The sequence below is a fragment of the Mycobacterium shottsii genome (genome assembly GCF_010728525.1).
Taxonomy (GTDB): Bacteria; Actinomycetota; Actinomycetes; order Mycobacteriales; family Mycobacteriaceae; genus Mycobacterium; species Mycobacterium marinum.
In genome coordinates, this window is record NZ_AP022572.1 from 5,642,312 (window position 1) to 5,655,663 (window position 13,352).

At 67.5% G+C, this 13,352-nt stretch carries 6 protein-coding genes and 3 pseudogenes; 7 read left to right on the forward strand and 2 right to left on the reverse strand.

Annotated features, from left to right (window positions below; genetic code table 11):
• Positions 1-150: 150 nt before the first annotated feature.
• The 5 genes and pseudogenes from G6N41_RS26110 (at position 151) to G6N41_RS26130 (ending at position 6,400) form a co-directional block, all read left to right on the forward strand.
• Positions 151-1,088 (forward strand): annotated as a pseudogene (locus tag G6N41_RS26110) (SDR family oxidoreductase).
• Positions 1,085-1,900, forward strand: coding sequence for an acetoacetate decarboxylase family protein (locus G6N41_RS26115; protein ID WP_198966089.1), 816 nt, complete (start codon positions 1,085-1,087; stop codon positions 1,898-1,900). Before G6N41_RS26110 ends, G6N41_RS26115 begins: the two are co-directional and overlap by 4 nt.
• A gap of 2 nt (positions 1,901-1,902) precedes the next feature.
• A pseudogene (locus tag G6N41_RS26120) lies at positions 1,903-3,116 on the forward strand (amidohydrolase family protein).
• A 13-nt stretch (positions 3,117-3,129) separates the two neighbouring features.
• Positions 3,130-4,411: pseudogene (locus G6N41_RS26125) on the forward strand (amidohydrolase family protein).
• A gap of 297 nt (positions 4,412-4,708) precedes the next feature.
• Positions 4,709-6,400 (forward strand): PE family protein, encoded by a 1,692-nt coding sequence (locus G6N41_RS26130; RefSeq protein ID WP_259593338.1) that lies wholly within the window; start codon positions 4,709-4,711, stop codon positions 6,398-6,400.
• A gap of 269 nt (positions 6,401-6,669) precedes the next feature.
• Here the strand turns inward: G6N41_RS26130 and G6N41_RS26135 are convergent, their stop codons facing one another.
• On the reverse strand, positions 6,670-6,873 hold the full coding sequence (locus G6N41_RS26135; protein WP_012396359.1) for a cold-shock protein: 204 nt from the start codon (positions 6,871-6,873) through the stop codon (positions 6,670-6,672).
• 92 nt (positions 6,874-6,965) lie between these two features.
• Complete coding sequence (locus G6N41_RS26140) at positions 6,966-8,255, reverse strand: DEAD/DEAH box helicase (protein ID WP_198966090.1); 1,290 nt, start codon at positions 8,253-8,255, stop codon at positions 6,966-6,968.
• A gap of 428 nt (positions 8,256-8,683) precedes the next feature.
• Between G6N41_RS26140 and G6N41_RS29675 the strand changes: the two genes are divergently transcribed.
• A complete protein-coding gene (locus G6N41_RS29675) occupies positions 8,684-8,818 on the forward strand; it encodes a hypothetical protein (RefSeq protein WP_259593339.1) in 135 nt (44 codons plus the stop codon).
• 488 nt (positions 8,819-9,306) lie between these two features.
• Positions 9,307-13,041 carry a methionine synthase gene (metH, locus tag G6N41_RS26145; RefSeq protein ID WP_407663705.1) on the forward strand — a complete coding sequence of 1,245 codons (3,735 nt, stop codon included), beginning with the start codon at positions 9,307-9,309 and terminating at the stop codon, positions 13,039-13,041.
• Positions 13,042-13,352 lie beyond the last annotated feature (311 nt).

The window sequence follows — 13,352 nt, forward strand, 5'->3', positions numbered from 1 at the left end:
CCGCGGGCGCGGCTGGACGCGACCCAACGGGGTGGTGGCGTCGACGGGAGACCCCGCGGCCGGAGCCGAGATCATTCCCGATTCAACCCCTTGAGGCAACATCTGCAAGATGTGACGATTGCCTCAATGGATGCCTCAGTGAAAGCCTCAGTGCGGGACCTTCAAGGCAAGGTGGCCGTGGTGACCGGCGGGGCCGGAGGCATAGGCCGAGCCCTGGGGAAGCGCTTCGGTCTGGAAGGCATGAAGGTGGTGCTCGCCGACGTCCTCGCCGAACCGCTGGACCAGGCCACCCGCGCACTCACGGACGAGGGCATCGAGGCGGTCGGCGTGGTTACCGACGTTACCGACTATTCCTCGGTCGAGGCATTGGCCAAGGAGACGTTGCGCCGATTCGGCGCGGTGCACGTGGTGTGCAACAACGCCGGCACCGGCGGAGTCTCCGAGGGCTACATGTGGGAACACGACCTAGCCGACTGGCACTGGGGGATAGATGTCAACGTCGTGGGCGTCATCCACGGCATCAAAGCCTTCGTGCCCATCCTGCTCGAGCACGGCGAGGGACACGTGGTCAACACCTGCTCGGGCAACGGCGGGTTCGCGCCGATCGCCCGGGGGGCCATGGGCGGGCCCGCCATGGCGGTCTATCCGATGACCAAGGCCGCCGTGCTCTGCCTGACCGAGAGCCTCTACACCCACCTGGAGTTGACCGGGACGCGGGTTCGGGCGCATGCCCTTTTCCCCGGCGGTTTCCTCAACACCGGCATCTGGGAGTCGTGGCGGCACCGACCACAGCGCTACGCCGCGACCCAAACGCGCCGCACACCCGAGCACACCCTGGCCGACGTCGTGGGTCGCTTCGAGGCCGCCGGCGCCCGCGTCGAGTTCACCCCGCTCGCCACGGTCGCCGACCAAGTGGTGGAGGGAATAAGAGCCGACCGCTTCTGGATGATGGGCCCCCCACACCGGCCGATGAGGTGGTCACCCGCAAGGCGGCATCGATCGTGGCTCGCGCCGACCCCGACTACCTGGTGGATGTCCTCGGCCGCAGCGCCGCCAAGGAGCCGGAAACCGAAGGAGGAAAGCGTTGATTACCAACGCATTTCGCTATGGTCCCCGCCCACCCGAGGCGCAAGTCGACCATGAGATCGATGCCACCAAGGCGCCCATCGCCACCGAGGCGGTGACCGTCACCTACCTCACCGATCCGCAGATCGTCGCGGCCGTGCTGCCCAAACCGCTGCAGCCGGCCGACGAGCCGCTGGTGCGGGTCCAGCTGCAGCGGGTCCGGATAGCGGGCCGGACGCCATTCGGGTCGGCGGTGTTTGCGGTGACCGCACGGCACGGCGAATTGCAGGGGGACTACCCCCTTTTCATGCCCCAGTCCACCGAACAGTCGGTCACAGGTGGGCGCGAAACATTCGGTGAACCAAAGAAATTGGCCAACATCGAGGTCGACCATGACGGTAGCCGAGTCAGCGCCAGCGTTGACCGGATGGGCTATCGGCTGATCACCGTCAGCGGTCAGGTGAGCGGCGGCGCGCCGTTGCCGCCCGACCAGGTCAACACCGAGTTCTACTTCAAGTTCCTGCGCTCCCCCGACGGCAATGGCATCACCGACCCACACTTGGTCTACGGCGAATATCACCGCCACTACGAGCTGCTGGAGAACATCGACGGCAGCCTCGAGCTCGGAGAGTCTCCGCTGGACCCGTTGGCCGACATCGCGATTCGCCAGATCAGGTCGATTACCTGGTGCCGCCGGCGCACCGTCCAGGTGGGGCGGATCGCCACCCGGGTACCCCAGGAATGGCTGCTGCCCTATGTGCACCAGCGCTATGACGAACCCCATGACGCCCCGTCCCCGGCCACACCCCCCAGCCCTGAGCCGGCCCGGGCATAGCCATGGACCGGTACACGGTTATTTCGGCTGACTGCCACGCCGGGGCGGACCTGCTCGACTACCGCGAGTATCTCGAGGCGAAGTACCGAAACGAGTTCGACGGCTTGGCCAAGACGTTTGTGAATCCGTTCGGGGACCTCAGCGAGCCGGACGCCGAACACAACTGGGACAGCGATCGTCGTAACGCAGAACTGGACTCCGATGGCGTTGCGGGAGAGGTCATCTTCCCCAATACGGTGCCGCCGTTCTTCCCGCAGGGCAGCTTGGCCGCTCCCCCACCGAGTACCGCCCGGGACCTCGAACTGCGGTGGGCCGGCCTGCGTGCACACAATCGCTGGCTGGCGGACTTCTGCTCGTTGTCCCCCGAACGGCGCGCCGGAGTGGGCCAGATCCTGCTCGGGGACGTTGACGAGGCCGTCGCCGAAGTGGCACAGATCGCCAAGCTGGGGCTGCGCGGCGGCGTGTTGCTGCCCGGGGTTGTCCCCGGCACCGGCATCCCCGCGCTTTATGCCGAGCACTGGGAGCCGCTCTGGGCGGCGTGCGCGCAGGCGGGCCTGGTGATCAACCACCACGGCGGCAACGCCGGACCCAGCCCGATCGACGGATGGGGTAGCTCGCTGGCGGTGTGGGTATACGAGTCGCACTGGTGGGCACATCGCGCACTCTGGCATCTGATCTTCAGCGGCGTGCTCGATCGCTATCCGGATCTCACCGTGGTCCTGACCGAGCAAGGCACCGGATGGATACCGGCGACCCTCGACTCACTGGACGTAGCGGCAGCCCGTTACCGGCGGCCCAATTCGGCCATCGCCCGCTTCGCCGGGCCCACCGCCGGCTCGCTGCCGCTGCAGCCCAGCCAGTACTGGCCCGCCAGTGCTACGTCGGCGCCAGCTTCCTGCGCCCGGTCGAGTGTGCACAGCGCCACCGAATCGGTGTCGACCGCATCATGTGGGGCAGCGACTACCCGCACATGGAAGGGACCGCTCCCTACAGCCGAGAAGCGCTGCGCCACACCTTCAGCGACGTCGAACCCGACCAGGTGGCGGCCATGGTGGGCGGGAATGCGGCGGCCGTCTACGGCTTCGATCTGCAGGCCCTCGCGCCGCTGGCCGCCCGCATCGGCCCAACCGTCACCGAAGTCGCCGAGCCACTGGCAGCCATCCCCGCCGACGCGAGCAGCACCGCGTTCGAGCCCGACCCCATCCGCGCCTGGTAGCGAAAGGACACTCGTGACTCCCCTGGCCCCTTACGTGATCATCTCTGCGGACTGCCATGCCGAGCTGCCGACCGATCAGTACCGCGAGTACGTCGACCCTGAGTACCGGGAGGACTTCGAGGTCTACCTGGCCGAGAAGGCCGCCGCGTCGCAGGTCGGCGGGTTCATCGACGAACAGTTCGCGCAGGACTGGTTCTCCGAGCATGGCGAGGGCATCGCCGGTGGCTGGGATGTGGGCCTGCGCGACAAGGAGCTCGACAGCGACGGGGTGGTCGGCGAGGTCATCTTCCCCGACGCCGACGCCGTGTCCGGGGTCGCCGGCGCGCCCTTCGGCGCCGGTCTGGCCCAGTCGGGCTCGCTCGACCCGGGGCGGGCCATGGCCGGGGCACGGGCCCACAACCGCTGGTTGGCCGAGCTGTGCAGCCACAGCCCCGAGCGCCGCGCGGGGGTCGCGGTGGTGCCGATCCTGGCCGACGTCGACGCGGCGGTCGCCGAGATCACCCGGGCGGCGGAGTCGGGGCTGCGGGGCGGGATCATGATCCCCGCCCTGTGGGCCAGCTACCCGCCCTACCACGACCGTCGCTATGACAAGGTCTGGGCCGCCTGCCAGGACCTGCAGATGCCGGTACACACACACGTCGGCGCCGCCCCGCAGCAGGAATACGGCGAGCACCTGGGCATCTATGTCACCGAGGTGCGCTGGTGGGGAGTCCGGCCGCTGTGGTTCGCGTTGCGGTCGGGGGTGTTCGAGCGCTTCCCCGGGCTGCGCTGGGGCGCCACCGAGTGTGGCGCGTTTTGGGCCAACGACCTGCTGTGGCTGATGGACACGCGGTACCTGCGGGAGCACTCGGCCAAGAAGATGAGCCATCTGCTGGAGGGCGACCTGACGATGCCCCCTTCGGCTTACTTCGACCGCAACTGTTTTATCGGGGCCACCACCACCGAGCGCCGGGAGCTGGCGCGGCGCTACGAGATCGGGGTGTCCAACATGCTGTGGGGCAACGACTTTCCGCATCCGGAAGGGACCTGGCCGCACACCCGGGAATGGCTGCGGCGATCGTTTTGGGACATCCCCATCGACGAGACCCGCCAGATCCTGGGCCTGGCGGCGGCCGAGGTGTACAACTTCGATCTGGACGCGCTGGCTCCGCTGGCCGGGCGCATCGGTCCTACCCCGGCGGACCTGGGCCAAGACGATGCGGTGAGCGTCCCCAAGTGGGAGGCGGCCCGCCAGGCCGGCCGGCCGGCACTGGCTTACGGGTGCCGAGCCGCTGGCTGACCTGGTGCAGAACTAGGGCCCCTCACGGGACACCGGTTTAGGCGGTGTCGTCCAGCCATTAGTCGCCGCGCGCTGACCGGGCGCGCCTCATCGAGCGCACACGTTTTCTCATGGGTGAGACGTTGTGGGGTGTGGTTGGGGGGTGGTGGTGCAGTCGGTCGTGGGTGGGCTGCGACGGGGGTCGGGGTAGTGGCGGGGTGGGTGTTTTTCGTGTTGTGGTGATCTTGGTGATTCGTGGATAGGTCGTTGACCTGCGTCGATATCGTCGGCCGATCGGTGTTGGGTGTGGTGGGCTGAAGGGGCGGTGGGTGTGGTGTCGTTGGTCAGGGTGGCCCCGCAGGTGGTGGGCGACGGGGTGGGGAATTTAGCGCGTATCGGGTCCTCGATCGGGGTGGCCAACGCGGCCGCGGCCGTGGCGACCACCACGATGGTGCCCGCCGGCGGTGATGAGGTGTCGGTGGCGGTGGTGGGGTTGTTTCGCGGTCTGGGGCAGGATTACCAGCTCTTCGGCGCCCAGTTGGAGCAGTTCCATCAGCGTTTCGTGCAGATCCTGGATGCGGCCAAGACCGCCTATCTGGAGACCGAGACCGCCGCGGCGGCGGCGGTGGCCGATGGGCAGTATCAGGTGTTGGCGGAGCCGGTGCAAACGCTGGGGCAGGCCTGGCTGGCCAGTCCGGCGGGTGAGCTGCTCGATCCGCTGGTCAATGCGCCGTTTGCGTCGTTGACCGGCCGGGAGTTGATCGGCAACGGGGCGGCGGGGGTCGCGGGTGTCGATGGTGGTGGCGGGCAGGCCGGGGGCTGGTTGTTCGGTGATGGCGGCCCCGGGGCGGCGGCCGGTCGTGGTGGTGATGCCGGGCTGATCGGTGCTGGTGGTGTCGGTGGGGCCGGGTGGGCTAACTCGGGTGCGGCCATGATGGCCAGCGGGGCCGGTGGTGATGGGGGTTTGGTGTTCGGTGATGGCGGGCCGGGTAGTCCCGGGGCGGCCTCGTTTGACCCCACCGTGGCCGGTGGCGCGGGTGGTCCGGGTGGGGATGCCCGCGGGATCGGTGACGGTGACCGTGGCGGCGATGGTGGCCCCGGGGCCACCGAAGCGCCCGGCGGGCGGGGCAGCGATGGCGGGCCCGGCGGCAAGGGCGGCAATGCCGGGGACTACGGCAACGGCGGTACCGGCGGAACCGGCGGCATCGGCTCACCCGGCCAATCTTGGGGTGACCCTGGGTCGCAGGGTGGCCTTGGCGGCTGGGGCGGTGCGGGCGGAATCGGCGGCGACGGTGGACAACTCAGCGGCAGCGGCGGCGCCGGCGGAATCGGCGGCCACGGCGGCCACGGCGGCACCGGCGGCGACGGCCAAGCCGGGGCGAACGGGGAGTTTCCGGGAGACCGCGGTGGTTCCGGCGGGGCCGGTGCGCGCGGCGGCAACGGCGGCGCCGGCGGTCATGCCCTCGCCGAGGGATTCCACGACGGCGCCGCCGGTACCGGAGGTGTGGGTGGCAACGGCGGCGACGGCGGCAACGGCGCCGACGGAGGTGACGGCCATTCCGGTGACCCGTCGTGGCGCTCCGGCGGGGATGGCGGTAACGGTGGAAACGGTGCCTACGGGGGCAACGGCGGTCTGGGCGGCCTCAGCGGTGACGGCTCCACCAGGGCCGCCCACGGTGTCCAGGGAACCATGGGTGACGGCGGCGATGGCGGCAACGGCTCCACCACCAGCGATCAACCCGACATCGACGGCGGCAACGGCGGGTATGGCGGCTGGGGTTTCAACGGCGGTAACGGGGGCAACGGCGGCTGGGGCGGTAACGGCGTGAACAGATACGGCGTGCTCAACCCCGGATGGGGCGGCGACGGCGGCAACGGTGGAGCCGGCGGTACCGCTTACACCAGCGGCGGCGTATACGCCGGTGGGCCCGTCCAACCCGGCACCGAAGGCACCGGGCCGTCCGGCGATCATGGCGGTTTCGGCGGTTCGGGCGGCATCGGCGGGCACGGCGGCCAAGCCCCGTAGATCCTGCCGGGCCGAGGTGATCTTGCTGGGGGTTTGTGCGCGCGCTCCCCTGGTTCAACGACCAGGTCGAGCACGGCCGACTTCCCCCGGCGGTACCGCTACCGAAGCCCTGGTGGGCGCACAGCGAAACAGCCGGGGGAAGTGCTACAGCTTCCGTTCGGGGAACCCAGCGAACCGTCACCGACCCGATCCGGGCCGGTCACACGGCACACCCATCGAGTGGATGAGCCGCTAAGGCTGGATTTCCCCGAAGATTTGCGAAGGGGTTTCTAGACGGCGCTGACTCCTACCGCCTGGGGACCCTTGGTACCTTGCTCAACCTCGAACTGAACCCGCTGGTTCTCCTCGAGCGAGCGATAGCCACTGCCCTGGATCTCCGAGTAGTGGACGAAGAGGTCCTTCGTGCCGTCGTCAGGAGTGATGAAGCCGAAGCCCTTTTCTCCGTTGAACCATTTCACAGTTCCCTGTGCCATTCACTTACTTCTTTCATTTAACTACCGGACGTACCAACAACGACCGGACAACTAGCGTAGCGCAAGCCGCAATCATTGAAACTGATTGCGTCCTAGGACGTTTCCTGACGCATACGACCAGGCCGGGGACCCCGTCGGCGGCCGCCGGAACCCGCGGACCTCGGCCGCGGCGAACCATGCGGCGCCGCACCATTCCTCGGCGCGGGAGCTTGATAGGGCGCAATGTCACCGACCAGCGCATGTACGGCGGCCGAGTCGGCGGTGACCTCTTGCGGAGTGACCCGGATTCCGGCACGACGCATCAGCGCATGAGTGTCCTTGCGCTGCTCGGGCAGCACGACGGTCACGACGTCACCCGCGTTCCCGGCCCGCGCCGTGCGGCCGGACCGGTGCAGGTAAGCCTTGTGCTCGGCGGGTGGGTCGATGTGCACCACCAATTCGATGCCGTCGACATGCACGCCGCGGGCAGCGATGTCGGTGGCGACCAGCACCCGCGCCTCACCCTTGCTGAAGGCGGCGAGGTTTCGATCGCGGGCGGGTTGGGAAAGGTTGCCGTGCAGATCGACGGCCGGGACACCGGATTCGGTGAGCTGCTTGGCGAGCTTGCGCGCTTGATGTTTGGTGCGCATGAACAGGATTCGGCGGCCGGTACCCGAGGCGAGACGGTGCACCAGGTCCTTCTTGGCTGCCGCGCCCGAGACGTGGAACACGTGGTGGACCATCTGGGGCACCGGCGAATCGGAGCTATCGACCGAGTGCAGCACGGCGTCATGCAGGAATCGGTTGACCAGCTTGTCGACCCCGTTGTCCAGGGTCGCCGAGAACAGCAGTCGCTGCCCGCCGCCCGGTGTGGCCGCAAGAATGCGGGTGACCCCGGGCAGGAAACCGAGATCGGCCATGTGATCGGCTTCGTCGATCACCGTGATCTCGATCGAGTCGAGGCTGATCGATCGTTGCTTCATCAGGTCTTCCAGCCGGCCCGGGCAGGCCACGACGATGTCGACGCCGGAATTGAGCGCCGTCACCTGCCTGCCTTGCGGCACCCCACCGAAGATCGTGGTCACCCGCAGGCCATTGACCGCGGCCAGCCGTTGCAGCGTCGCGGTGATCTGGCTGGCCAACTCCCGGGTGGGGGCAAGAACCAGACCCGTGGGCCGGGCTGGGCGGCGCGGGCGCCCGGCCAGCCTGCTGACCATCGGAAGGGAGAAGGCCAGCGTCTTGCCACTGCCGGTCTTGCCGCGGCCGAGGACGTCTCGGCCGCCGAGCGTGTCGGGCAGCGTTTCGATCTGGATCGGGAAGGGATGGCTGATCCCGCGGGCGGCGAGCACCTCGATGAGCGATTCGCCCACGCCGAGATCAGCAAAGGTCGTGCCAGTAGTCAATTTGATGTCTTTCAGGATCGGTTCCGCCGAGTGGGCAGCGAGATACGCGCGTTCGGTCAGTACAAGGTGGCGAAATTGCCGGTGGGCAAAATCGATCGCCGAGATACGAACTGCGCCGGCATCAGCCCCGAAAGCAGGGCGAGCACGGGGGGTGAAGAAGCGTTTCACGACGTGCTGACTATCGAATGCAACGGTCAACGTTGTTAGCAGCATAACAGCACAGCGACCTCGGACGTGCCCACCACCGCCGCCGGGTGGGCGTGAGTGCCCAACATCACTGCCCGTACAGTTATGTATGAACCGCGCTCTAGCGGTGATCGCAACTCTTCAACGCACCACCAGGAAGACCTGCGCGCGATACGATCGTCGTCGTTCGTCCTTCTGTCGACAGTGCTAACCAGCCGACCCCTTCATTGGAAGGACACCAAGTGGACAACTCGAACCTGTTCTCCCACCCGGATACACCGGAATACATCGCCCCGGGCGAAACCTCTGGCCAACCGGTCAGCTACCCGACGTTTTCAGACCGGCCCGACAACGGATCTGCCACCTCGGCGACGTAATCATCCGAGACGACTGGCCGCGCGCCAAGGTCACCTCGATCAAACCTATTGGCCGCCAACCGATGTAGTGACCGTTAGTGCACCGCTACCTGGTGCCACTTGTGTTTCGGGCCAGCGTGGCGCCAGAAGCGTTTGCAGCGAAACCTTCTGAGGTATCGGCGGCCGGATCACGCATCCGCGCAGTCTCGGCAACGATTGTGTCCCTATTCGGCGCCCAAGCTCGGGCCCGGCAAACCATGCCCCAGGAGTTGAACCGAACCGGGCCAGCGACGCGCTCGTTTGGCGCCGGTAATGGTGTCGGAGCCTGGGCGACCTCGGTGGTGATAACCGCCCGCCGAAGCTTGGACGCTTAGCACAAGCAACGAACCGCCACGTGACGACGTAGACTTTTGTGGGTCGAGAGGCGTTGCAACGGTTCGCCGGTTCCCCGCCGGTATCCGCCACGCTCGGCAGAGTCAAGGACGCCTTCCGCTACGGAGGGAATAAACGTGAGCGCCTTTGAGCCGAATATCCGCCCTGACTGCACCGACGCACTGACGACCACCCTCGGCCAGCGGATCATGGTGATCGACGGCGCGATGGGCACGGCGATCCAGCGGGACCGCCCGGATGAGGCCGGCTACCGAGGCGAGCGGTTCAAGGACTGGCCGAGCGATCTGGTGGGCAACAACGACCTGCTCAGCCTGACGCAGCCGCAGATCATCGAGGGAATCCATCGCGAGTACCTGCAGACGGGCGCCGACATTCTGGAGACCAACACGTTCAACGCGAACGCGGTCTCGCTCTCCGACTACGACATGGCCGAGCTGGCCTACGAACTCAACTACGCCGGCGCGGCCCTGGCGCGGGCGGCCGCCGACGAGTTCAGCACCCCGGAGAAGCCCCGTTACGTGGCCGGGGCGCTGGGGCCGACGACGCGGACCGCATCGATCTCGCCGGACGTCAACGACCCCGGAGCCCGCAACGTCTCCTACGACCAACTGGTCGCCGCCTACCTGGAAGCCGCCAACGGCCTGGTCGACGGCGGCGCCGACATCATCATCATCGAGACCATCTTCGACTCCCTGAACGCCAAGGCGGCGGTGTTCGCCGTCGAAACGCTGTTCGAGGACCGCGGACGCCGCTGGCCGGTGATCATCTCGGGCACCATCACCGACGCTTCCGGGCGAACGCTGTCCGGTCAGGTGACCGAAGCATTCTGGAACGCGATCAGGCACGCGAAGCCGATCGCGGTGGGCCTCAACTGCGCCCTGGGTGCGCCGGAGATGCGGCCCTACATCGCCGAGATGGCCCGGATCGCGGACACCTTTGTCTCCTGCTACCCGAACGCCGGTCTGCCCAATGCCTTCGGCGAGTACGACGAGACCCCCGAGCATCAGGCCGGCTACATCGCCGAGTTTGCCGACGCCGGCCTGGTCAACCTGGTCGGTGGGTGCTGCGGGACGGCGCCGCCGCACATCGCCGAGATCGCCAAGGTCGTGGAGGGCAAGGCACCCCGCGAGCTGCCGGAGATCCCGGTGGCCACCCGGCTCTCGGGCCTGGAGCCACTGAACATCACCGACGACTCCCTGTTCGTGAACATCGGCGAGCGCACCAACATCACCGGATCCACCCGGTTCCGCAACCTGATCAAGGCCGAGGACTACGACACCGCCCTGTCGGTCGCCCTGCAGCAGGTCGAGGTCCGTGCGCAGGTCATCGACATCAACATGGACGAGGGCATGATCGACGGCGTCGCCGCGATGGATCGGTTCACCAAGCTGATCGCGGCCGAGCCGGACATCAGCCGGGTCCCGGTGATGATCGACTCCTCCAAGTGGGAGGTCATCGAGGCGGGCCTGAAGAACGTGCAGGGTAAGCCGATCGTCAACTCGATCTCGATGAAGGAGGGCGAGGAGAAGTTCATCCGCGAGGCGCGGCTGTGCCGCAAGTACGGCGCCGCCGTGGTCGTGATGGCCTTCGACGAAAAGGGCCAGGCCGACAACCTGGAGCGGCGCAAGGAGATCTGCGGGCGCGCCTACCGGATCCTGACCGAAGAGGTCGGCTTCCCGGCCGAGGACATCATCTTCGACCCGAACTGCTTCGCGCTCGCGACCGGCATCGAGGAGCACGCGACCTACGGCATCGACTTCATCGAGGCCTGCACCTGGATCAAGGAGAACCTTCCCGGGGTACACATCTCCGGCGGTATCTCGAACGTGTCGTTCTCGTTCAGAGGAAACAACCCCGTTCGCGAGGCGATCCACGCGGTGTTCCTGTTCCACGCCATCAAGGCCGGCCTGGACATGGGCATCGTCAACGCCGGCGCGCTGGTGCCCTACGACTCGATCGACCCCGAGCTGCGGGAACGCATCGAGGACGTCGTCCTGAACCGTCGCGAGGACGCGGCCGAACGGCTGTTGGAGATCGCCGAACGGTTCAACACCAAGGGCAAGTCCGAAGACCCGGCCGCGGCCGAGTGGCGCAGCCTTCCCGTCCGCGAGCGGATCACGCACGCCCTGGTCAAGGGCATCGATGCGCACGTCGACGCCGATACCGAGGAACTGCGGGCCGAGATCGCCGCCGCGGGTGGCCGCCCGATCGAGGTGATCGAGGGTCCGCTGATGGACGGCATGAACGTAGTCGGCGACCTGTTCGGCGCGGGCAAGATGTTCCTGCCCCAAGTGGTGAAGTCGGCCCGGGTGATGAAGAAGGCGGTGGCCTACCTGCTGCCGTTCATCGAGGCGGAGAATGCGCAGTCCGGCTCCACGGAGCAGGACAAGACCAACGGCATCATCATCATGGCGACCGTCAAGGGCGACGTCCACGACATCGGCAAGAACATCGTCGGGGTGGTGCTGCAGTGCAACAACTACACCGTGGTCGACCTCGGAGTGATGGTTCCCGCCGAGAAGATCCTGGCCGCGGCCCGGGAGTACGACGCCGACATCATCGGGCTGTCCGGCCTGATCACCCCGTCCCTGGACGAGATGGTCAACTTCGCCGCCGCGATGGAACGCGAGGGAATGCAGATCCCGCTGCTGATCGGCGGCGCGACCACCTCACGCGCGCACACGGCGGTGAAGGTGGCGCCGCGTCGCAGCGGCCCGGTGGTGTGGGTCAAGGACGCCTCCCGCTCGGTGCCCGTCGCCGCCGCGTTGCTCGACGACAAGCAGCGCCCGGGCCTGCTAGAGGCCACCGCGGCCGACTACGCGGCCCTGCGCGAGCGACACTCGCAGAAGAACGAGCGGCCGATGCTGACGCTGGAGAAGGCCCGCGCCAACCGGACGCCGATCGACTGGGACGGCTACACGCCGCCGCTGCCCGCGCAAGGTCTCGGGGTGCGCGAGTTTCATGACTACGACCTGGCCGAGTTGCGCGAGTACATCGACTGGCAGCCGTTCTTCAACGCCTGGGAGATGAAGGGCCGATTCCCCGACATCCTCAACAATCCGGCCACCGGCGAGGCCGCCCGCAAGCTGTACAACGACGCTCAAGAAATGCTCGACACCCTGATCCGGGAGAAGTGGCTCACCGCCAACGGGGTGATCGGGTTCTTCCCGGCAAACGCGGTCGGTGACGACATCGAGGTGTACACCGACGAGACCCGCGCCGAGGTGCTGACCACATTGCACAACCTGCGCCAGCAGGGTGAGCACCGGGGCGGCATTCCGAACCGGTCGCTGGGCGACTTCATCGCGCCCAAGGACACCGGTCTTGCCGACTACGTCGGCGCCTTCGCCGTCACCGCGGGGCTGGGCAGCCAGACCAAGATCGTGGAGTTCAAGGAGGCGCTCGACGACTACAGCGCGATTCTGCTGGAGTCGATCGCCGACCGGCTGGCCGAGGCGTTTGCCGAGCGGATGCACCAGCGGGTCCGCGAGGAGTTCTGGGGATACCAGCCCGACGAGCAACTGGACAACGAGGCGCTCATCGGTGAGAGGTACGTCGGCATCCGCCCGGCGCCGGGCTACCCGGCCTGCCCGGAGCACACCGAGAAGACGACGCTGTTCGAGTTGATGGACGTGACCAAGCGGACCGGAATCGAGCTGACCGAGTCGATGGCGATGTGGCCCGGTGCCGCCGTCAGCGGCTGGTATTTCTCGCACCCGCAGTCGCAGTACTTCGTGGTCGGCCGGATGGCCCAGGACCAGGTCGCCGACTATGCCAGGCGCAAGGGCTGGCCCCTGACGGAGGCCGAGCGCTGGCTGGGCCCCAACCTCGGCTACAACCCGGAGGACTGAGGGCTCCAGCTAGAAGCCGCCGCTGCGCGGCCCGAGCGGCCTGGCAAGGGCGACAGATTCATTGGGAGTTTGAGCCGGACGGGAGGTGGCCGGACCGGTAGAGCGGGTGTGGTGGCGGCGCGGCGCCTGAGAGCGCGCTAATGCGGCCAGAGCGCCGCGCTACCTACCGCCTGCCCGCTATGCTGCCGCCTGTACCCACCGATGAATGACTCTCGTTCGCCGCGGACCAGTTCACGGGGTCAGGCCAGCGGCACACACGCCGGTTCGACCCCCGCCTGGGCCGCACGTATCCCCATACCCCTCTACCTACA